The 20,696-nt window shown below is 51.8% G+C and carries 20 protein-coding genes; 2 read left to right on the top strand and 18 right to left on the bottom strand.

The window, feature by feature from the left end; all coding sequences use genetic code 11:
• Position 1: 1 nt before the first annotated feature.
• The 12 genes from lepB to yfmF form a co-directional block, all read right to left on the bottom strand.
• Entirely contained in the window at positions 2-562 is a 561-nt protein-coding gene (gene lepB, locus I2D94_RS15340) for a signal peptidase I (RefSeq protein ID WP_072683530.1), read from the bottom strand.
• A 65-nt stretch (positions 563-627) separates the two neighbouring features.
• The gene (rplS, locus tag I2D94_RS15335; RefSeq protein ID WP_006060887.1) at positions 628-975 is read right to left on the bottom strand and encodes a 50S ribosomal protein L19; all 348 of its coding nucleotides are present in this window, start codon (positions 973-975) and stop codon (positions 628-630) included.
• Positions 976-1,097: 122 nt separating this feature from the next.
• Positions 1,098-1,877, bottom strand: a complete 780-nt coding sequence (gene trmD / locus I2D94_RS15330; protein ID WP_195397547.1) for a tRNA (guanosine(37)-N1)-methyltransferase TrmD — start codon at positions 1,875-1,877, stop codon at positions 1,098-1,100.
• Positions 1,874-2,380, bottom strand: a complete 507-nt coding sequence (gene rimM, locus I2D94_RS15325; protein ID WP_195397546.1) for a ribosome maturation factor RimM — start codon at positions 2,378-2,380, stop codon at positions 1,874-1,876. Before rimM ends, trmD begins: the two co-directional genes overlap by 4 nt.
• Positions 2,381-2,428: 48 nt before the next feature.
• A complete protein-coding gene (locus tag I2D94_RS15320) occupies positions 2,429-2,683 on the bottom strand; it encodes a KH domain-containing protein (protein ID WP_006060883.1) in 255 nt (84 codons plus the stop codon).
• Positions 2,684-2,686: 3 nt separating this feature from the next.
• Positions 2,687-2,959 (bottom strand): 30S ribosomal protein S16, encoded by a 273-nt coding sequence (rpsP, locus tag I2D94_RS15315; protein WP_006060882.1) that lies wholly within the window; start codon positions 2,957-2,959, stop codon positions 2,687-2,689.
• Between the two features lie 101 nt (positions 2,960-3,060).
• The gene (gene ffh, locus I2D94_RS15310; protein WP_195397545.1) at positions 3,061-4,449 is read right to left on the bottom strand and encodes a signal recognition particle protein; all 1,389 of its coding nucleotides are present in this window, start codon (positions 4,447-4,449) and stop codon (positions 3,061-3,063) included.
• Positions 4,450-4,585: 136 nt separating this feature from the next.
• Positions 4,586-5,710: a cell wall metabolism sensor histidine kinase WalK gene (locus I2D94_RS15305; protein WP_195397544.1), complete on the bottom strand. Its 1,125-nt coding sequence runs from the start codon at positions 5,708-5,710 to the stop codon at positions 4,586-4,588.
• Positions 5,700-6,389 carry a VanR-ABDEGLN family response regulator transcription factor gene (gene vanR, locus I2D94_RS15300; RefSeq protein WP_006060879.1) on the bottom strand — a complete coding sequence of 230 codons (690 nt, stop codon included), beginning with the start codon at positions 6,387-6,389 and terminating at the stop codon, positions 5,700-5,702. The genes I2D94_RS15305 and vanR overlap by 11 nt, the downstream gene beginning before the upstream one ends.
• 80 nt (positions 6,390-6,469) lie before the next feature.
• The gene (locus I2D94_RS15295) at positions 6,470-6,826 is read right to left on the bottom strand and encodes a single-stranded DNA-binding protein (RefSeq protein WP_072683535.1); all 357 of its coding nucleotides are present in this window, start codon (positions 6,824-6,826) and stop codon (positions 6,470-6,472) included.
• 185 nt (positions 6,827-7,011) lie between these two features.
• The gene (yfmH, locus tag I2D94_RS15290) at positions 7,012-8,310 is read right to left on the bottom strand and encodes an EF-P 5-aminopentanol modification-associated protein YfmH (protein WP_195397543.1); all 1,299 of its coding nucleotides are present in this window, start codon (positions 8,308-8,310) and stop codon (positions 7,012-7,014) included.
• Entirely contained in the window at positions 8,294-9,565 is a 1,272-nt protein-coding gene (gene yfmF, locus I2D94_RS15285; RefSeq protein WP_195397542.1) for an EF-P 5-aminopentanol modification-associated protein YfmF, read from the bottom strand. Before yfmF ends, yfmH begins: the two co-directional genes overlap by 17 nt.
• Before the next feature lie 284 nt (positions 9,566-9,849).
• Here yfmF and I2D94_RS15280 point away from each other — a divergent pair, with 284 nt between their 5' ends.
• On the top strand, positions 9,850-10,449 hold the full coding sequence (locus I2D94_RS15280; protein ID WP_072683538.1) for a cysteine hydrolase family protein: 600 nt from the start codon (positions 9,850-9,852) through the stop codon (positions 10,447-10,449).
• Positions 10,450-10,452: 3 nt separating this feature from the next.
• Complete coding sequence (locus tag I2D94_RS15275; protein WP_195397541.1) at positions 10,453-11,895, top strand: nicotinate phosphoribosyltransferase; 1,443 nt, start codon at positions 10,453-10,455, stop codon at positions 11,893-11,895.
• A gap of 576 nt (positions 11,896-12,471) precedes the next feature.
• Here the strand turns inward: I2D94_RS15275 and I2D94_RS15270 are convergent.
• The 6 genes from I2D94_RS15270 to I2D94_RS15245 all read right to left on the bottom strand — a co-directional run bounded on the left by I2D94_RS15270 (position 12,472) and on the right by I2D94_RS15245 (position 20,597).
• Positions 12,472-14,436 carry an alginate lyase family protein gene (locus I2D94_RS15270; RefSeq protein ID WP_195397540.1) on the bottom strand — a complete coding sequence of 655 codons (1,965 nt, stop codon included), beginning with the start codon at positions 14,434-14,436 and terminating at the stop codon, positions 12,472-12,474.
• A 124-nt stretch (positions 14,437-14,560) separates the two neighbouring features.
• Positions 14,561-15,517, bottom strand: a complete 957-nt coding sequence (locus I2D94_RS15265; RefSeq protein ID WP_195397539.1) for an ABC transporter permease — start codon at positions 15,515-15,517, stop codon at positions 14,561-14,563.
• Positions 15,514-16,605, bottom strand: a complete 1,092-nt coding sequence (locus I2D94_RS15260) for an ABC transporter permease (protein ID WP_072683542.1) — start codon at positions 16,603-16,605, stop codon at positions 15,514-15,516. Before I2D94_RS15260 ends, I2D94_RS15265 begins: the two co-directional genes overlap by 4 nt.
• Positions 16,602-18,134, bottom strand: coding sequence for an ABC transporter ATP-binding protein (locus tag I2D94_RS15255; RefSeq protein WP_195397538.1), 1,533 nt, complete (start codon positions 18,132-18,134; stop codon positions 16,602-16,604). Before I2D94_RS15255 ends, I2D94_RS15260 begins: the two co-directional genes overlap by 4 nt.
• A gap of 203 nt (positions 18,135-18,337) precedes the next feature.
• Complete coding sequence (locus I2D94_RS15250; protein WP_195397537.1) at positions 18,338-19,675, bottom strand: FtsX-like permease family protein; 1,338 nt, start codon at positions 19,673-19,675, stop codon at positions 18,338-18,340.
• Positions 19,665-20,597, bottom strand: coding sequence for an ABC transporter ATP-binding protein (locus I2D94_RS15245; protein WP_229056911.1), 933 nt, complete (start codon positions 20,595-20,597; stop codon positions 19,665-19,667). Before I2D94_RS15245 ends, I2D94_RS15250 begins: the two co-directional genes overlap by 11 nt.
• Between the last annotated feature and the right edge of the window lie 99 nt (positions 20,598-20,696).

The following is a 20,696-nucleotide window of genomic DNA, read 5'->3' as shown; positions in this document are numbered from 1 at the left end:
ATCAATGCACTCCTATCTGTTGAAACGGGAACAGCACGACAACGTCCTTCGCCTTGATCTGTTCCTTCTTAAACGGGCCGTACCAGCGGGAATCGCTGGAATACGGACGATTGTCGCCGAGCATGAAGTATTCGTCATCCGCCAGCGTCACCGGTCCAAAATCCTGGGTGAAGCTGCCGTTGGCGCTCTGACTGCGCTTGTAGTCCTGATCGAAGAAATCTTCTGCCACAGCTTCGCCGTTGACAAGCAGCTGATCCTGACGGTATTCGATCGTTTCCCCCGGCAGCCCGATCACGCGCTTGACAAGATATTCCTTCTTCTCCGGCACATAGATGATCGCGATATCAAAACGCTTTAAGCCCTGCATCCGATAAGTCAGAATATTGGAAAACCCGATCGCGTTGTTGTGCAGCGTCGGATACATGGAATCGCCGTCGACCCGCACCGGCCGGATTAAAAACCGCGTGCACAGGAACACGACGACGATGCTGATCAGCAGCATCTTCAGGAAATCCAGAATCTCCCGTCCCCAGTTGATCGGCGCTTGTTTGTTTTCTTCCATGGCAACTCCTCCCTGCGCCGCTTTGGGGCGCAACAAAAGAAAAAGCCGGATAGCTCCGGCTTCGACTAGCGAATTTCTTTGATACGAGCCGCTTTGCCGGACAGGCCGCGCAGATAGAACAGCTTGCTTCTTCTGACCTTGCCTCGACGGACGACGGTAATCTTGTCGATGATTGGCGAATGCAGCGGGAATGTTCTTTCAACGCCGACGCCGCTGGACATTTTACGAACCGTGAAGGTTTCAGCGATGCCGCTGCCCTTCTTCGCGATGACCAGACCTTCGAACGCCTGGATACGGGACTTGTCGCCTTCTTTGATCTTGACGTCAACTCTGACTGTGCAGCCCGGACGGAATTCCGGAATGTCGGTACGGAGCTGATCTTTTGTGATTTCGTTGACTAAATTCAGATTCATACTTTTTCTCCTTTTCAAATCTCGATTTTATCCGATGCTCATTCATTCAGCAGAATCAGCGGAACATGGACGCTATTAAGCTGTATTACTATAACATACGCGAGGTCAAAACGCAATCCTTTTTATTCCAGATTCTCCTGATTTTCCGGACTTTCTGATCGCAGGAGTGCCTCCGCTTTCGCTTCTTCCTCTTCCAGCACTTCATCCAGAAGCTTTCGTTCTTCCTTCGTGAAGCTCCGGTTTTCCAACAAGTCCGGACGCACCTGGAGCGTCAGCCGCAGCGACTCCTTCAGCCGGAATTTGCGGATGTTTTCATGATGGCCGGAAAGCAGCACCTCCGGCACCGTGTGCCCCTCATAATCCACCGGCCGGGTATACTGCGGATATTCCAGCAGGCCGTTCTCAAACGATTCATCGAGATGGCTTTCTTCCGTAATGACGCCCGGCACCAAGCGCGTCACCGCGTCAGTGATCACCATCGAAGCCAGTTCGCCGCCGGTCAGCACATAGTCGCCGATACTGATTTCCTCGTCGACATACGCGCGGATCCGCGCGTCGAAGCCCTCGTAATGACCGCACAAAAGAATCAGGTGATCCTGTTTTACCAGCTCGCGGGCCTTGGCCTGAGTAAACCGCTGGCCGGTCGGTCCCATCAGCAGCACCCGGCTTTGGGACGTCCGGACGCTTTTCAGACAATCGAGCACCGGCTGGCATTTCATGATCATCCCCTGGCCGCCCCCGAAAGGATATTCGTCGACGCGGTTGTGCTTATCGTCGGTAAATTCGCGGATATCGACCGCTTCAATTTCCGCCAGCCCCTTCAGGCGGGCTTTCTTGATGATCGACGTCGTCAAAAAGCCCTCAAACATTTCGGGAAACAGCGTCAGGATCGTGATTTTCATAACAGTCCCTCAATCAGATCGAGCGTGATCGTTTTCGCCTGCAGATCAACCTGCTTCACAAAAACGTCGATGTACGGAATTAACGCCTGCTTGCCGTCCAGTTTTTTTAATCGGATCAGATTCTGCGCCGCCGAGGCTTCCATCCGCACGACAGTCCCCAATTCGTTCCCCTGCGGATCAATCGCTTTTAAGCCCTTGAGCTGGAAGAAATAATATTCACCCTCCGCTAAGGGCGGCAGGGCGTCCTGATCAACTGCCAGTTCGCAGCCCTTGAAATGTTCTACCTGATTGATGTTCGTCACGCCTTCCAGCAGCATAAGCAAAAGACCTTTATGTTCCTTAACCGACGCGATCGTGACCTCTGCCTCACCTTCCGGCAGGCAGACGATCAACGTCTGTCCCGGCGCAAAGCGTTCTTCAATGAAATCCGTATCCGGAACCACCTTCAACTCTCCGCGGATACCAAAGGTGTTGACAATTTTGCCAATGATCATTTTCTTCATCCGGCTTCCCCCTTCTCTGCTTTGAAAAAAGGATGCAGGGCATCCTTCTTAATACGACTCAAATTTTACCGAAATCCGGCGGTTTTCGATCCGGGCCGGCACGTTCATCAGCTGCCGCAGCGCGGAAGCCATGCTTCCCTGGCGGCCGATCAAACGGGCGATATCCTCGCTCTTGGCATACACCACTAACAGGATCTCGTTTTCGTTAAGACTTGGCAGCGACTTCACTGAAACACTGTCCGGGTCTTCCACCATCGGCTTGACCAGGTTCAGTAAGACTTTCTCCAGATCGAGTTCTGCCATACTTTACTTCGCGTTTTTTTCTTCGTGCAAACGCTTCATCAGACCTTCGCCGGACAACAGATTGCGAACTGTGTCGGAAGGCTGCGCGCCGTTTCTCAGCCACTTCATTGCCAGATCCGCATCGATCTTAACGGTAGCCGGATTCGTTGTCGGATTGTAGTATCCGATCGTTTCGATGGAACGTCCGTCTCTTGGGAAGCGGGAATCCGCAGCGACTATTCTGTAAAACGGAGCCTTCTTAGCACCCATTCTCTTTAAACGCAGTTTAACAGCCATTTTTCTATACCTCCTGAAAATTACTTACTCATCATATCATAAAAAGAAAGCCTGTCAAGTGTTTTTCCTTTACAGGCTTCATTTTCTTGTTTTTCTGCTTTTTACCACTTGCGGCGGCGTGGGTTCAGCGGGATGTTCATGCCCTTCTTCTGCCCCATCAGGGCGTTCATATTCAGCTTGCCGCCCTTTTGCATCTGCGCCATCTGTTTCATCATCTGGCGGGTCTTCTCAAACTGATTGACCAGCGCGTTGACTTCCTGCACGGTCGTGCCGCTGCCGGCCGCAATTCTTTTTTTGCGGGAGGCGCGCAGAATGCCCGGATCCTGACGTTCTTCCCTGGTCATGGACAGGATGATCGCTTTGGAACGATTCATCTGCTTCGTTGTCTTTTCATCGTCAAGCTGGGAAGCGAACTGATTGAGTCCCGGAATCAGCTTCATGATGCTGCCTAAAGAGCCCATCTTCTGAACCTGTTCGACCTGTTGAAGCATATCGTCCAGCGTAAAGGTGCCTTCCATCATCTTGCGGGCGCTCTTTTCGGATTGTTCCAGATCCATCTTTTCCTGGGCCTGTTCGACTAAGGTCATGATGTCGCCCATACCGAGAATCCGGTCGGCCATGCGGTCTGGATAGAAGACGTCCAGATCTTCCATCTTTTCGCCCAAACCGATAAATTTTACCGGCACCTGAGTGATCGAACGGACGGACAAGACGCCGCCGCCGCGGGAATCGCCGTCGAGTTTGGTGACGACTAAGCCGGTGACGTCCAGCTTTTCATGGAACGCCTGCGCGACGTTGATGATATCCTGACCGGTCATCGCGTCGACAGTTAACAGAATATCGTCCGGTTTGGCAATTTCCTTGATCTTCGCCAGTTCTTCCATCAGCGCTTCGTCGATGTGCAGACGGCCGGCCGTATCGATCAACACAATATCCGCGCCGATTTCCTTCGCATGCGCCAGGCCCTGACGGACCGTTTCCACAGCGTCGGTTTCCGTTCCCAGCGAGAACACTTCGGCCCCGACTTCCTTGCCTAACGTCTGCAGCTGCTCAATCGCCGCCGGACGAATGACGTCCGCCGCGATCAACATCGGATGCTTATTATATTTTCGTTTTAACAGCGAAGTAATCTTGCCGACAGACGTGGTTTTACCGGTTCCCTGCAGACCGACCATCATGACGATGGTCATGCCGGATTCCTTAAAGTTCAGCGTCGCTTCCTTCTCACCTAAAAGTGCGACCAGTTCGTCGTGAACGATCTTAACGACCATCTGCGACGGATTCAGCGAGGTATAGACCTCCTGCCCTACCGCTTTATCCTTAACCTTTACTAAAAAATCTTTGACGATCTTGTAATTGACGTCCGCTTCCAGCAAAGCCAGCCGGACTTCCCGAAGCATGTCGTCCATGTTTTTTTCAGTCAGTTTGCCCTGGCCGCTGATATTCTTAAACGCTTTATTCAGCCGCTCTGTCAACGATTCAAATGCCATACTTGTTTCTTCCTTTCCTGCAAATTTCTTATCCGGGATTTATTATACCAAGAAATCCGGGGCAAAGCACCTGTTTCAGCGGTTTTTGCTCAAAATCAAAAAAAGAAGGCGCAAACACAGCCTCCTTTTCTCCTTTTCAAGCTTTATCCAGCGGTACTTTCCGGACTGTGTTTTTAGGCAGAGCGCGAAAGTGCAGATGGAATTCAATCCGCTTGCCCTGACCGACAGCGTTGATCGTACCGCCGTGCATCTCCACGATATCCCTAGCGATCGCCAGTCCCAATCCCGCGCCGCCGGTAGCGGCGCTGCGCGAAGGATCCGCGCGGTAGAACTTCTCAAATAACAGGCTGATTTGATCGGCGCTCAGCTGCGGTCCGATATTGGCGAACATCAGTTCCACGCCGCCGGCGTTTTCCTGCATGGTGATCTCGATATCGCTGTTCCTGTCGCAATACGCCAATGCATTCCGCAGCAGGTTATCAAATACCCGCGCCAGTTTGTCGGCGTCAGCCTCGATCATTACGCCCTCTTTCAGCTGCAGCCTGCACTGAACCTGCCGCTCCTCAAATAATGGATAAAACTCGTCGGTCAGCTGCTGCAGCATGACGCTTAAATTCACGGGTTCTTTATTGAGCGTCTGTTTCTGCAGCGCAAACCGTGTAATATCAAAGAATTCATTGATCAGACTTTCCAGCCGATAGCTTTTCTCCAAAGCGATCTGCGTGTATTTCCCGCGCAGTTCCTCACTGATTTCTTTCTCATCGTTCAACAACGACAGATATCCGATAATCGAAGTCAGCGGCGTCTTTAAATCATGCGCCAGATAAACGACCAGATCATCGCGCTTCTGTTGTTCCTGCTGCTGCGCCTGTTCGCTGCGCAGCGTTTCAAATTTAATCGAATTCAGCTGATTCTCAATTTCCTTAAAATCCGTCGGCAGCACGACCAAATTCTCATCTTTATTAAAAACCTGGTTGATCGAGGTGATGATTTGTTCCAGATAGTTCGAAGTCTTACGGATCGTAAAATAGATGACGATCATAATCGTGCCGGAACCGATTAAAAACAACAGCGCCGCTTTGTTGCGTACGCAGAACCGATACAGGTCGCTGTCCAGTGAGAATAGAAAATTCGCAATAAAATCATTTAAAATTCCATCGACCAGCCGCAGTCCCAGTAAAAGCAGCAGAATTGCGCCGACAATCTGCAGGCTTAACTCCAGAAACAGCCGGATCTTAAATCGTCGCAGGCTATTTTTCAATTTTATACCCCATTCCCCACACCGTCTTTATGAATTTCGGATTGCGCGGCTGTTCGTGCATCTTTTCGCGGATGCGCCGGATATGGACCATCACCGTATTGTTGGACTCGAAGTATTTTTCCTTCCAGATGCTTTCAAACAAATCCTGCGAACTGATGACCTTGCCCCGATTCTCACACAACATCTGAAGGATTGAAAACTCCGTCGGCGTCAGATTCAGCTTTTCCCCATACAGCGTGCATTCATGCGTGCTGCAATTTAAGATTAATCCCTGAAAATCAATGATATTATCGTCCCGCTTCTGGGAATTATAGCGCATATACCGGCGCAGCTGCGCTTTGACGCGGGCTGTCATTTCAACCGGATTAAACGGCTTGGTGATGTAATCGTCAGCCCCGATTGTCAGCCCCGTAATTTTATCAATATCCTCGCCTTTGGCCGTCAGCATGATGACCGGATAATTATAATGGCTGCGGATTTCTTCACACAGATGAAATCCGCTGCAGTCCGGAAGCATGACGTCAAGAACCGCAAGGTCAAATTTGTGGTCCCGAATTAACTTCAACGCTTCCGTTCCGCTGTACTCCACGGTTGTTTGAAAACCTTCGTTTTTCAGATAAACTGAAACCAGCTGAGCGATTTCCGCATCGTCGTCGACGATCAGGATTTTCTCATTCATCATTATCCCTCATTTCGATTTCAAGTATAGCTTATAAACGGATTTCCAACAATCTGCAAATTCTTACAAAGAAATAAACGTCACACCGCCATTTCCGCTAACGGCGGATTGTTGAGCGGTTTCACTGAAATAAACGAAACCTTTTCCGCCACGATCTCCGCGTTGTAATACATCTGCCCCTCCTTCGGCTCGTAATTGTGCGCCTGCAGCCGGCCTTTCACCGCGACAACCGAACCGGGACGCAGTAAATCCGCGCAGGTTTCCGCAATCCCCCGCCACAGCACAACATTAAAAACATCCTGATCATACTCGCCATTGCTGTTGCGGAATCCGCGGTCGACCTCCAGCAGCATCGTCGCGATTTTTGTGCCGGCCGCTGTCAGCCGGATTTCGGGAATTTCTTTGACCTTTCCTACTAATACCATGAAATTTAACATAGCTTTCCTCCTTGCTGCTTCATTATGCCGCAGACCTTTCCCGCTGGCAAACCGGCGAATTCAACCTTTTTTTCATAGTTAGCTGGAATTATCACGCGGAAAATATGCAAAAAAAACGGAGAAGTCAGAATTCTCCATTTTTTGATTTTTTTCTAAATTTTATTTCAGCACCGTCAAAAGGACTGTTAAGCCTCAGTCTGACCCCTGGCCGGACTGATTTCCACGACGCTGCGCTGATCAAATTTCAAGGCCTCGAACGCTTCCTGCACCTGCTTCTGATCGAGCTGACCGATGATTTCCAGGGTATCGAAGAAACTGACGCCATTGAACTGATTTCGAATCATCGCCACCGCGATATCCTCCATATTGTTAAACGTCCGCATCGCTTCGCCGAAATACCGCCGTTTTAACAACTGCAGCTGCTGATAGTCGACAGCCCGGTTCTTCAACCCATTCAGCTGTTCTTCGACAAATCGGGTAAACGCCGCGGCGTCTTCCGTTTCATTATAGAACATCATCATTGCGTAATCCTTGCCCAGATCAATTTCATAACCAAAGTAATCGTTGATGATTTCATTGTCCAGCCATTTTTGATAATCCGGATTCAGCGCGCTGAAATGCGATTCCAGCAGACACCGAATCGCCCACTCCTGACGCACCCGCTCTTTGGCCGAGGTCTTCAGCGGCGCAAATTTATACGCCACACTGACCTTGCGGACGGCGACGTCCATCGGGATGACCATATGGCTGGACACCACCGTCTGGGGTTCCTCTTCCAGATACCTTCCGACATCCTTGACCGGCTCAAACGACTTCGGCTGCTGATTTTCCTCAATCCATTCCAACAACGTTTCAGGGTCCTGCGGTCCTGCGACGATCAACGTCATGCGGGAAGGATGATAGTTCAGCTTGTAACAATCCTCCAACAGCTGCCGGGTTGTGGCGTTGACGCTTTTTTCATCCCCGCCGATATCACGGTTAAGCGGATGCTTGTGATACAGCGCCTTAAACGTTTCAAAAATCAACCGGCTGTCCGGCATCTGCAAATACATCTTCAATTCCTGATTGATGATGCCTTTTTCCTTTTCCACCGATTCGTCGGTAATCCGCAGATCCTGCACAAAGTCAAGTAACAGATTCAGCGGTTCCTTCAGATCACCATGACTGGTCGTGAAGTAATAACACGTTTCGTTGTAGGAGGTAAACGCGTTGACATTCGCGCCCATTCGTGAAAAATCATCCATGACGTCGCCTTCATCCGACTCAAATAACTTGTGTTCCAGAAAGTGCGCGATTCCGCTTGGAAAATCAAGATGATTGCCGTCCTTGTCGATCTGTCGGTAGTCCAGAGCGCCGTAGGGCGTCGCAAAGACCACGGCCGTGCTGACAAATTCCGGCTTATGCCAGAAGATCAGGTTTAATCCGTTATCCAGCGTATGCGTATACCACGTTTCGTCAAACTGCGCGTTAACAATTTTCTTCATGGACGTCCTCCTTCTGAATTAATGCGAACACCGCTCTGCATTCCATCGCGGCAAACAGCTTCATGATGGCCTTGCGCGTAACGCTGCGGATCTGGTCGCTGATCTGCTCTAGCGTCTGCGTCTGTTCCAGCAGACAGTTCTGGAATTCCCGGTTGATCATCGAGAGTGGATCATCCTCGGAAGCGAGGATCGAATTGATCAGCATTTCCTTGGCAGTCTCCAGCATTTCCTCGTCGAAAGCACCCTCAGCCATGCGCTGGCGCTGCTGCTCGATCAATTCCTTCACTTCGTCCAGATGCGCTTTGTCAATTCCTGTGCTGACGCTCATTACGCCGTCGTAGGAAAGAATGCTTGAATAGATTGAATAGCACAGACTGCGCTTTTCCCGCACCTCCTGAAACAATAACGACGTCGGCAGCTGGCCGAAGATGCAGCTGCCGGTGCGCAGCGCCCAGTAATCCGGGCCACTCAGCGCAACGTGCGTCGGATACATCATGACAAGCGTCGTCTGATCGATTGAGCGGGTTTCAGATTTTTCTTCAGCCTGTTCCTTTTCCGCCAGATATTCGCTTTTGATTTCCAGCTCACGGTCTTCGAATGGGAACGCGTGTTTTAACAGCGATATCACGGTCGCCGGATCCACCTGTCCCTCCACAAAAATATCAATTCGGTCCTCGCGGATCATTTTTTCATAGGCTTCGCTGACTTGCGCCAGTGTAATTGTTTCCGCTTCTTCCATCGTCGGCAGCACGCTGATGCCTAACGCCTGACCTTCACCCAGCAGTTTAGCACATTGAGAAGCTGCATAGGAGGCCGGATTGTCGCTGCGGCGTTGGATCATCGCTTTCAAATTGATCATGGCTTCCTTAAATAAAGCGTTCGACAGCTGATCCCCGTCTTTCAGCGGATGCAGAAGAAACTGCGAAGCCAGCGCGATCTGCCGCTGCAACAGATCCCCGCCGACATATTTTTCATTCAAAGCTTTGACGCGGAATTCCAGAATCTGTCCCTGACCATAGGTCGTCGTCCGCGCTGACGCGCTGGCGCCATACAATCCATCCAGGCAGCAGGATACCTCCCGCTTCGTCGGATATTTCTCACACCGGTCTGCCAACATCAGCGCCAGCACGGTCCTGACCCAGCTGTCCGGAGTTTTCAGTTCATTAAAAAAACGGAATGACAGGATGACATCCTTGAATTTTCCGATTTCCAGAATATGCATTTCAACATTTTTACAAAGGGCTTCTTTTCTCATCAAACGTTCCTCCTTCGCTACCTAGTATATCCCACTTTCCAGGCAAAAAACAGAAAATCTTTCCTTTTCCCCCGCGATCAGAATGCGAAAGCAGACGCCCGCAAAGGGAGTGCGGCGAACTGACGCGCTGATGATCAGACCGGAAATTCAGCGAAATTCCCGTTTAGAAAAAACCCGTTTTCCTCTTCTATTGAAAAAACAGGACAAATTCGGATGATTTCATTTTCATCGTTTAAAAATTTTGTTATGATAATCAATAAGCAAGAAGAAAAGAGGCCAAAGAGATGAAAACAGAACTTTTTCTGAAAGAAAAAGACGACCGTTCCTTATTGGTCGTCGTCGACATGATCAACGGCTTTATCCATACCGGAGCCTTGGCGGACCCGAAAATTGATCAGATCACCCCAGCCGTGCTGGATACCGTGAAAGCTTATTTAAAGCGCGATTTCCCGATTCTCGCCTTCCGCGACTGCCACAATGAAAGCGCGAAAGAATTTTCCAGCTTTCCGCCGCATTGTTTAAAAGACAGCGAGGAGAGCGAACTGATCAAGGAGTTGAAGCCCTATGCCGATCAATTTATCATCCTGGAAAAGAATTCGACCAACGGTTTTGTTCAGCCTGAGTTTTTAGAAGTGTTCCAGCAGATGACCAATTTGCGTTCCGTGATGATCGTCGGCTGCTGCACCGATATTTGCGTATTGCAGTTTGCTTTATCTTTAAAAGGGTATATTAATCAAAACGATCTGGGTATTGAAGTCATCGTGCCGAAGGATCAGGTCGCAACCTTCGACGCGCCGGGACACAGTGCCAAGGACTATGGGCACTGGGCGCTGAAATTGATGGCCAACGCCGGTATTCATGTCGTGAACAACGAGGAGGAATAACAAATGCAACCCGAAGATTTAATGCTGCTGACCGATTTTTACGAGTATACGATGGCGTATGCGTATTTTAAAGAGAATAAACATGAGGAAATTGCCTACTTCGATATGTTCGTGCGGACGATTCCGGACGGCGGCGGCTTCTTGATTTTAAACGGCCTGCACCGGTTTATTGATTTCGTTCAAAACTTTCATTACACGGACGCGCAGATTGATTATCTGCGGCAGACGGGTTACTTTGACGAGGATTTTTTGCATTATTTAAAAACGATGACGATGGACGTGGACGTCTGGGCGATTCCGGAGGGAACGCCGGTGTTCGCCAACGAGCCGCTGGTCACCATCCGCGGCACCTTGATCCAGGCGCAGATTCTGGAAACCATTCTGCTTTTGTGCATCAACTATCCAACATTGACTACAACCAAAGCCTACCGCATCGTCCGTGCCAGCAAGGGCCGGGCTGTCCTGGAATTTGGTTCGCGCCGGGCGCATGGCTTCGACGCCGCCACCGAAGGGGCCCGCGGCGCTTACATCGCAGGCTGCGCCGGTTCCGCCTGCACGATTGCCGGTCAGAAATATGCCGTCCCGGTCAGCGGTACGATCGCCCACAGCTATGTTCAGCTGCATGACAGCGAGCTGGAAGCCTTCCGCAGCTACGCGCGGGTTTCCCCGGACAACTGCATCCTGTTGGTCGATACCTATGACACGCTGCATTCCGGCATTCCCAACGCGATCAAAGTAGCTCAGGAGGAATTGATTCCGAACGGCCATCGTTTAAAAGGAATCCGGATCGACAGCGGCGATTTGGCTTATCTGTCAAAGAAAGCGCGGAAAATGCTCGACGCGGCAGGTCTGACCGACTGCAAGATCGTCGTTTCCAATTCGCTGGACGAATTCTTAATCGACGATCTGATCATGCAGGATGCGAAGATCGACACCTTCGGCGTGGGTGAAAACATGATCACCGCCAAATCCACGCCGGTCTTGGGCGGCGTCTACAAGGTTGTCGCGCATGAAAAAGATGGTCAGATTATCCCGAAGATCAAGATCAGCGGCAACGTGGAAAAGCTGACCAATCCGGGCTTTAAGAAAATCATCCGGTTCTATGACAAAGAGAATCATCAGGCGATCGCCGATTTATTAGCGCTGCGCGACGAAGTAATTCCGACGGATGAGTATCTGTTATTTGATCCGCAGGCGCCGTGGAAGCAGAAACGGATCAAGGATTATGAAATGCGCGAGCTGCAGGAACGGATTTTCGATCATGGCAAGTTAGTTTATACTGTTCCCACAACGGAAGAAGTTAAAAACTACTGCATGCAGCAGATGGATACGCTGTGGGAGGAAGTCAAACGGCTGCGTTATCCGCATCGGTATTATGTCGATTATTCCCGCCAGCTTTATGATTTGAAACAGGAATTGATTGAAAAGAACACCATTAAAATCTAATTCTTATCTTCTTGAGAACGCGCTCAGCGTTCTCTTTTTTTCATTCTTTCTCCTTTTTTATATTCTTGAAGGCCGCTATCCATTTTTGCGCAAACCGGCGCTGTTTTTTGTTTTACGCAAACGTTCGTCTTACCAGTTGATATTCCGTCTTTTCATCGCTATAAAACCCACAGCTTTTTTGACTTTCGTTATTAAAGACAGGCAGCAGATGAAAATTCGGGGTCTTTATGCTGCTGTGTTTTAAAAGGCCTGTTGCCGTCAGTTTATTGATGAATTAAGCGGCGAAGGTCTTTGTGCCGCTGTGATTTAATAGACCCGTTGACCTTGACTTTGGACACGATCAGAAAGACCGGCGATCAAAAAGTTTTATCAGTCAAAAAAAGCGCTTCATCCCTTTTCACAAAGAGTCAGCGCACTTTAGTTTGCCCTCACGCGAATAAACGTCAGGGATGACAGGCGCTGCCTTTGCAGCGCCGCCTTCCCCTTTTGCCAATTCATTCCAAGCAGGCATTTCAATTTATTATTTTCAGTTTCTTCATGCTTCCCTGCAGCTTTAAACACCCTGTTCCGCCCGCTTTATTTCAGCCGGATCAGCTTTTTCAAGCCCGCTTTCCTGATAATCAAACAGGCCTGGTTGTGCAGCGGCAGCCCTTCGCAATACAAAATTTTCTTTCCCCGGTAAAGCTGCTGATGGAAAATGACGCACGTATAGCTTTCTTCACCCCGGACAAACCGCCAGGCGCTGACTTCCTCTTGCCTCAGCTTACCGCGGCCCGGCTGCACAACCTCAGCCGGTTCCAGCCGGAAGTCCTCGCCATAAAACAACTCGTCCTGAAACAACGATCCGCGCATCGTTCCCCGGCTGGCAAGGATTTTATGGTCCTGCAATTCGTTGTAGCGCAGCGAACACGGTCCCTGTTCCACGCTGACCGGCAAGCCTTCGTGATGATAATTCAGCTTGACTGTTCCCTGTTTCAACTGCCAATCCGGATGATTGCCGCTGACCTCTGCCTGCGGATCGAGCTGGATCCGGCTGACAACGGTATGCCCGCCCTCACAGAAAATCTCATCACAGACAACCCAGCAGCCCTGCGGAAGCATGATCAGCTTCCGGACGTGCGTCATCTGCGGCTGTTCGGTCAATACGCCCCCTTCCCAATACAAGCCCTCCGGCGTATCGCGGATGAGCGTTGCCAACGGATGCAGAAACCGTTGATAGGTCCAGCTGGAATCCGGCACGCTGCCGGGCTGATCGTCCAGAACCACCGTGTTGTGCGCGCTCATCCCTTTCAGTTCGACGCGGACTGGATGATCCTCACGATAGGTGAAGCGGCCGGGGTCGATCACAAACGGCAGACCCTGGTGGATGATCGAATAATGCAGATTATCCGAATGACCATGACCGCTGCCCAGCTCGCCGTTAAGCACCATCATCCATTCCGCGCTCCGGCCAAAATCACTCCGGCGTACGACGATGCCGCAATCCTGCCCGGCATAGAGCAGCGTCTTCGGCGTCTGCTTCGGCAGGGTCTGCAGCTTGCGCCAGGCCGGCATCCCGCCGTTTAAAAGCAGATCGCTGTCGCCCTGATCGCTGCCCATCGCGCGCAGCTGTGGATCGTCAAATAAAATAGCACCTTGGTTCATGACATCCTCAGCATTGACCCGGTCGGAGTCGCCGAAGGTTTCGATCTGATGATCCGGCATCATCATGTGCATCAGCGCCCGGGTCATCGCATGTGCTTTTTCGCGGATTTCATCCGTCAGCGGAATCGGATAATACTGCGCGTAATCCAATACCCGCAGCACATTGTTGAGCACCTCGACATGATACATCGTCGATTGTTCCCAAAGCATGCCATCGGATCCGACCTGAAGCTGCATCTGGGTTTCCAGTTCTTCCAGTGCCCAGCGGTAGACTTCATCCTGCCGCGGATCCTTTCCCATCATTGCCGAGCACACGATAATCCCGCAGGTCTGGATGCTGCCCCAGTTGCTCAAGGTGTATTTCTCAATATAATTCGCTTTCAAATACGCCAGCTGATTCTCTACGCTTGTAAGAATCCATGTCAGCTCCTCTTCGCTCAGCTTTTCCGCTGCTTCCAAAAGCGCTGCGCATTCCAGCATGTTGACCACACGGATGCCGGTATCCAGCGTACGCGTCGACAGACTGGCTTCAATCTGGGGATGCTGCGTGATCCAGTCAAGCAAAAAGTCTTTCGCCTGATCAAGATAGCGCGAATCCTGACTGATCAGCGCCGCTTTGGCCAGCGCCGACCAGTAATCCATGCGGTTGAGCATGAATGTCCATTCCTCGTCGTCATTGAACACCTGATTCCAATTCATCATTTCCATGGTATGCGGCGTCAGACACCGTTCCATGTCCCACGGATGATCGAACACAAATGTATGCGCGCACAGCTCCCGTCCCCGCTGCATGATTTTTTCCCGCTCCGGACTTTGCCGCAGCAATTCCGCTACCTGCTTGAACTCTTTCTGCGCGACAAGCTGCCGCCATGATTTTCTGATTTCTTCAATCTTCATCAATATCCTCTTTCTTTATCAGCGATGAAATCTGATTTCTTTCTTTATTACTGATTATACCAGAATTAACAGGGAAAAAGAAAAACCGGCTGAATGGGATTGCACAATTTCAGCCGGCTCAGTCTTAACGTTTGCCTGTATCGTATATTTCGCCCGCCGCCTTCGGACCGACCGACTTGCCGGCGAAGATGACCAGCGCGATGATCGTCAGAACATACGGGAACATGCTGAAGAATTCCGTCGGCAGCGTCGCCAGAAACGGGATGTCCTTCGCGTAGAAGCCCAGCGTCTGGGAGAAGCCGAAGAACATGCCGGCGCCTAAGACGCCGAATGGATTCCACTTACCGAAGATCAGCGCCGCGATCGCGATAAACCCGAAACCATGAATGGTTACGACGGTAAACTGAACGTCCTGGGTTAAGACCATGACGCCCCCGGCCAGGCCTGCCAGCGCGCCGGAAACCAGCACGCCGAAATAGCGCATCCGGCGGACGTTGATGCCCATCGACGCCGAAGCCTGCGGGAATTCGCCGCAGGAGCGCATGCGCAGACCGAACGGTGTTTTAAAGACGACATACCAGGTTACAAAGACGAGGATGATCGTCAGATAGAAGGTCGGATGCACCTGCTTGAAGAACATCTCGCCCAATACCGGGATGTCCTTTAAGACCGGCACATCAATGCGCGTGATACCGCGGATAAACGCCGGCGTGCGCTGCTGGTTGAAGAAAATCTGGCACAGATAGACCGTGATGCCGGCCGCCAGCAAGTTCAGCGCCGTCCCGGAAACCGTCTGGTCCGCGTTCAGGTCAATGCTCGCGTAGGCGTGCAGCAGGGAGAAGACCACGCCGGCCGCCATGCCCGCGATCAAGCCGATCAGAATCGCCGTCTTACTGTTGGCTCCGGTCGGATCCAGCACCACAACCACCGCTGCGGTAACAAACGCTCCGACCAGCATGATGCCATCCAGCGCAATATTGACGACGCCGCTGCGTTCGCTGAACAAACCGCCCAGCGCCGCGATGATAATCGGAGCCGAGATCATCAGAGTGATCGTAAACATGTTATAGAACAAACTCATGCTTCTTCACTTCCTTTCTCCGCCGTTTCTTTCTTTTTTGACAACCAGTTCATAATGAAGATGATGCCGTTCTGCATCGCGACTAACATGATGATGGTCGAGGAGATGATCGTTGCGATATCCTTCGGAATCTGCATCGACTGCATCAGCGGCTGCGCCACCTTCAGCAGACCGAACAACAAGCCGGCAAAGAAGATGCCGATCGCGTTGCACCCGCCGACCAGCGCGACGGCGATGCCGTCAAAGCCATAGTTTTCCGCCGTGTTCAGCACGCGTCCGTAGCCGAAGGTGCCCAAGACCATGATCGCTCCTGCCAGCCCGGCCATAACGCCGGAAATCATCATCGCATAGACGACGTTGCGTTCAACCTTCATGCCCGCATAACGTGCGCCCTCGGCATTGAAGCCGGTTGCCCGCAGACTGTAGCCGAACGTCGTCTTCTCAATGACAATGTGATAAACGATCACCGCCAGAATGACGACCAGAATGCCCCAATGCAGACGGGAATTATTCGTGATCTGTTTAAGAAAATCCGATTTGATCAGCGCCGAGGCCGGCAGATCCACTGTACGGGTCTGGGTTGAACCCGGCAGCGCCTTTAAGATGTAGTTGCAGAAGTACAGCGCGGCATAGTTCATCATGATCGCCGTGACGACTTCCGAGATATTCCGTTTGACTTTCAAAAAGCCTGGCAAAAAGGCCCATAACGCCCCGGCAGCGCCGCCGGCGATCAAACAGACGATCGCGTGCAGCACCGGCGGCAGCGGTACGAGAATGCCGACGACAGTCGCCGCCAGGGCTCCGACCATGACCTGACCTTCGCCGCCGATGTTGAACAAACCGGTGCGGTAAGCGAACCCGACCGCCAGACCGGTCAAAATCAGCGGCATCGAGAAGACGATAAACTCGCCGAAGTAGCGCGGGTTGATCGGTCCCGGCGCCAGGATGTCAAAGCCGCAGAAGCTTTTGACAATCGCCGAGATCAGCAGCACCGGCGATTTCCCGCTGGCGATGACGATGATCATGCCGACTAACAGACCCAGCAGAACCGCGATTAACGGAGCCGCCAGTTTTTCTCTTTTTTTCATGCTTCGCCAACCCCCTTCCGGATCGAACCGGACATCATCAGACCCAGCTCGTTTTCATCCGTCTCTTCCGCTTTGACCCAGCCGGTCAGCTCGCCGTTGAACATCACGGCAATTTGATCAGACAGCGCCAGCACTTCGTCCAGTTCCAGCGAAACAAGCAGAATTGCCTTGCCGTTGTCGCGTTCCTGAACGATCCGTTTATGGATGTACTCGATCGCGCCGACATCCAGTCCCCGCGTCGGCTGAACGACGATCAGCAGCTCCGGACTGCGGTCGATCTCCCGGGCGATGATCGCTTTCTGCTGATTGCCGCCGGACATGCTGCGGGTAATCGTTTCCCGGCCCTGACCGCTGCGCACGTCAAACATTTCGATCAGTTCGTCGGTTTTCCTGTCGATCGCCGCCATCTGAAGCAGGCCGTTCTTCGCATACGGCGCTTCGTTATAGCTGTGAATAACCATGTTCTCTTTCAGTTTGAAATCCAGAATCAAACCATGCTTATGCCGATCTTCCGGAATATGGCCCATCCCGGCTTCGATCCGGTGCTTGATTGAGCTGTGCGTGATATCCTTGCCGTTAAGCAGCACCTTGCCGCCTTCCGCCTTCGCCAGTCCGGTCAGCGCATACACCAGCTCCGTCTGTCCGTTGCCGTCGATGCCTGCCACGCCGACAATTTCGCCGGCGCGCACCTGCAGACTGAAATCCTTCACGCCTAAAAGCCCCTTGGAGTTTTTGACTTTCAAATGCTCAATCTCCAGCACGACCTTGCCGGGCTGCTGGGCTTGCTTCTCCACGCCGAAATCGACTTCCCGGCCGACCATCAGCTTTGCCATTTCCTCTTCCGAAGTTTCCGCGACCTGAATCGTCCCCATGCACCGGCCGCGCCGCAATACGGTGCACACATCGGCGACTTCCTTAATTTCCTTCAATTTATGCGTGATTAAAATAATCGTCTTGCCTTCCTTGGTCAGATTGCGCATGATTTCCATCAGCTCATGGATTTCCTGCGGCGTCAGCACCGCCGTCGGTTCGTCAAAGATCAAAATGTCCGCATTGCGGTAAAGCATCTTCAAAATTTCGACGCGCTGCTGCATGCCGACCGAGATATTCTGAATCTTGGCATACGGGTCGACGTTCAGCCCATACATTTCGCTCAGCTGCTGAATCCGCTGCGCCGCCGATTTGATATCCGTGGTATAGAATTTTGTTTTCGGTTCCAGTCCGAGAATAATATTTTCAGTGACCGTAAAGCATTCTACCAATTTAAAATGCTGATGCACCATCCCGATCCCCAGGCTGTTGGCGACATTCGGGTCTGTGATTTTTACTTCCTGTCCCCGCACTTTAATCGTGCCGCGGGTCGGCTGATACAGACCGAATAAAATCGACATCAGCGTGGATTTTCCGGCCCCGTTTTCTCCCAAGAGAGCATGAATGCTTTTTTCCTCTACTTGAAGAGTCACATCGTCGTTGGCGCGGATGCCTGGAAAGTCCTTGGTGATGTTGAGCATCTCTATCGCATAACTCATTATTTTCCCTCCATTAACTATCCAAAATTATAACATACTTCCCTCCTCTCCCGGTGGCTTTTTTTGCGTTTTCCGCTAATAAATGTGACATTTGACACCTGAGCAGTGCTTGTGAACAGAAAAAAGAAATCTGAGCGCTGGAAGACTTCGGCTTCTTTCCCCACTTCAGGCAATTCAGTAAAGCAACGTTGGACTTCTGATTTTCAGCCTGTCCGGGGCGCCAGCAGTCTTCGCAGAAAACGGCGATTAAACGCGGCAGCCGCAAAAAAATAAATACAATACAAAATCCCAAAGCATAAAACAAACACGCCGCCGATCCGAAACAGAACATCGGGCATCGCCGGAAGCAGCATCGCATTCAATTTGAAATTGACAAAGGGCGCGGCAAGCCCCAGCGAAACAATCCCCATGCCCATGGGCAGACTCAAACCTTCGATAACCTGATAATCAAGCCAGCGGTTCAGCGCTTTCTCACTTTTGCCCAAAGCGTGCAGAATCATAAGCGCGCGCCTCTGCCGCCGCAGTTGTAGTAGCTGCGTTAAGGAAAGCATTGAAAAATAAAGAACCAGAAAGATCAGTCCGATATTGATCTGCAAGAACCCCATCCAGCGCTGCGTCTGCGGATCACCAACAACCAGCCCCTCCGTAAACAACAGCGTGCCGAAACAAAACGCTGTAAACGCGAAGATCAGACAGACACAGAACACCGTGTTAAGAAGTGCTCCGCTTTTCGCCCCGCCGCTGAATTCCGCGATCTTCAGCAAACGGTCATTTTCAAACAGCGCAGAGGGGCAGGTTCGGCGCAGACCTGAACCTGCGGCATAGACAAACTTGTAAAAAGCGGCAACGCTGAGCAGCAGGGGGATCGCGATGAATGCGATGGAGAACATCATGATTTCCTCGTTTCCGCGAACCAGCAGGATCAGCAGGAACACATAGACCGCCAGACTGACCAGAAAGATTGTCTGCCACCGCTTTCGCTGATCCGGATTCAAAGGCGAATTCCGCCGCTGCTCGGCGAACAGCTGACAAATCTGCAGGCGCGATAATTTCCGATAAACCGGATAAGCGGATAAAAGTTGGGCCAGCAGAAACCAGACGGCCGTCTGCAGCGCGCTCTGGCCAAACAGCGGCAGCATGTTGGCGAAGATCGCCCCCTCCGGCAGCGAAAAAAGCAGGATCCAACCGGCGCCACTGCCCAGCCAGATTCCCAACAGGCAGCAGAACGCTCCGATCCAGCCCAATTCCAAAAGAAGCAGCTGGATCAACCGGCGTTTTTCCATTCCCATTAGAAGGTAAACGGCCAGCTCCTGAGCCCGCTGCGCTACGATGAACTGATTGAGGACCCCGACCAGCAGCACCAGAATTGAAACGATGAGAAGCGGCAGCGCCGCCGTCTGAAATCCGGCCTGCCTCTGTCCTAACGCTGCAACACAATGGGAAAAACACAACAGCGCGGCCAGAATGATCACCGTCATCACATAGACAAAATAATTGCCGGCACTGCGGCAGGCGTTGCGCCACGCTAATTTAAAAACCATTCTCCGCCGCCTTTCTTACCGATCCCATCGCATCCAGAATGCGGGTAAAAAACGCCTGTGGGCTTAAACTTCCCCGCTCGATCACCTTTCGCAGCTGACCATCGTGCATCAACAGGATGCGGTCGCAATAGCTGGCGGATAAAATGTCGTGAGTCGCCATCAGAATCGTCGCCCCCTCCCCGCGCAGCATCGTCAACGTTTCCAACAGCGCTTTCGCTGCCTGACTGTCTAACGCCCCGGTCGGCTCGTCGGCCAGAATCAGCGTGGGCTGCGTCGCGATCGCGCGGGCGCAGGCGCAGCGCTGCCGCTGTCCTCCGGAAACCTCGCTGGGAAAATGCTGCAGAATCTTAGAGATCCCCAGCCTGGCAGCCCAGTGTTCCACAATCCCTTTAATTTCAGTTTTCGGCGTTTGCTTGATCGTGAGCGCCAGCATCATATTTTCCCGGATTGTCAGCGTTTCCAGCAAGTTGTATTCCTGAAAAATGAATCCGAGATGATCCCGGCGGAAAGCCGCCAGATCCGCATCCGATAATTCCGCCAGATCCTGCCCATCCAGCTCAATCGTTCCGCCGCTGGGCTTATCCATCGTCGCGATCAGATTCAATAACGTCGACTTTCCGCAGCCGGAAGCCCCCATGATTCCGACAAAGCTGCCTTTGTCCACCGTGAAGCTGACATCCCGCACCGCCTGCGTCAGTACGCCGTCGTTCTCGTAAACCTTGGCGACATGCTCCAGCCGCAAGACCGGACAAGATAAGCTGGACTTGTCAGCCGGCACCTGCTCATCCCGGCCCAGCCATCCGGCGATCACCTCCAGCAGCACCTGATCTGTTTTTTCCATTAAGTCTTCAGCACGGATCAATTCGCCCGAAAATAATTCACTCAGCGTGATTCCCAACGCCTCGCTTAACGGCGTCAGCAACGCGTAATCCGGCAGCGATTTCCCCGTTTCCCTTAGTTAAAGATATTGTTGGGTATCTCAAGATGTGTCATTCGATTTTGCCGATAAAGCGGTAGAAGA

It is taken from the genome of Holdemania sp. 1001302B_160321_E10, assembly GCF_015552275.1.
Lineage (GTDB): Bacteria > Bacillota_I > Bacilli_A > Erysipelotrichales > Erysipelotrichaceae > Holdemania.
This window is presented reverse-complemented; position numbering and strand designations above follow the sequence as displayed.

Excerpts from the sequence above, each read along its gene's own strand:
- yfmF (WP_195397542.1), bottom strand. The coding sequence starts at position 9,565 with ATGAGAAAAGAAGCCCTTTGTAAAAATGTTGAAATGCATATTCTGGAA.
- I2D94_RS15320 (WP_006060883.1), bottom strand. The coding sequence starts at position 2,683 with ATGGCAGAACTCGATCTGGAGAAAGTCTTACTGAACCTGGTCAAGCCG.
- I2D94_RS15265 (WP_195397539.1), bottom strand. The coding sequence starts at position 15,517 with ATGAGTTTGTTCTATAACATGTTTACGATCACTCTGATGATCTCGGCT.
- vanR (WP_006060879.1), bottom strand. The coding sequence starts at position 6,389 with ATGAATGAGAAAATCCTGATCGTCGACGACGATGCGGAAATCGCTCAG.
- I2D94_RS15250 (WP_195397537.1), bottom strand. The coding sequence starts at position 19,675 with ATGGTTTTTAAATTAGCGTGGCGCAACGCCTGCCGCAGTGCCGGCAAT.
- rpsP (WP_006060882.1), bottom strand. The coding sequence starts at position 2,959 with ATGGCTGTTAAACTGCGTTTAAAGAGAATGGGTGCTAAGAAGGCTCCG.
- yfmH (WP_195397543.1), bottom strand. The coding sequence starts at position 8,310 with ATGAAGAAAATTGTTAACGCGCAGTTTGACGAAACGTGGTATACGCAT.
- I2D94_RS15280 (WP_072683538.1), top strand. The coding sequence starts at position 9,850 with ATGAAAACAGAACTTTTTCTGAAAGAAAAAGACGACCGTTCCTTATTG.
- I2D94_RS15255 (WP_195397538.1), bottom strand. The coding sequence starts at position 18,134 with ATGAGTTATGCGATAGAGATGCTCAACATCACCAAGGACTTTCCAGGC.
- I2D94_RS15270 (WP_195397540.1), bottom strand. The coding sequence starts at position 14,436 with ATGAAGATTGAAGAAATCAGAAAATCATGGCGGCAGCTTGTCGCGCAG.
- I2D94_RS15295 (WP_072683535.1), bottom strand. The coding sequence starts at position 6,826 with ATGTTAAATTTCATGGTATTAGTAGGAAAGGTCAAAGAAATTCCCGAA.
- I2D94_RS15260 (WP_072683542.1), bottom strand. The coding sequence starts at position 16,605 with ATGAAAAAAAGAGAAAAACTGGCGGCTCCGTTAATCGCGGTTCTGCTG.
- ffh (WP_195397545.1), bottom strand. The coding sequence starts at position 4,449 with ATGGCATTTGAATCGTTGACAGAGCGGCTGAATAAAGCGTTTAAGAAT.
- rplS (WP_006060887.1), bottom strand. The coding sequence starts at position 975 with ATGAATCTGAATTTAGTCAACGAAATCACAAAAGATCAGCTCCGTACC.
- I2D94_RS15275 (WP_195397541.1), top strand. The coding sequence starts at position 10,453 with ATGCAACCCGAAGATTTAATGCTGCTGACCGATTTTTACGAGTATACG.
- lepB (WP_072683530.1), bottom strand. The coding sequence starts at position 562 with ATGGAAGAAAACAAACAAGCGCCGATCAACTGGGGACGGGAGATTCTG.
- trmD (WP_195397547.1), bottom strand. The coding sequence starts at position 1,877 with ATGAAAATCACGATCCTGACGCTGTTTCCCGAAATGTTTGAGGGCTTT.
- rimM (WP_195397546.1), bottom strand. The coding sequence starts at position 2,380 with ATGAAGAAAATGATCATTGGCAAAATTGTCAACACCTTTGGTATCCGC.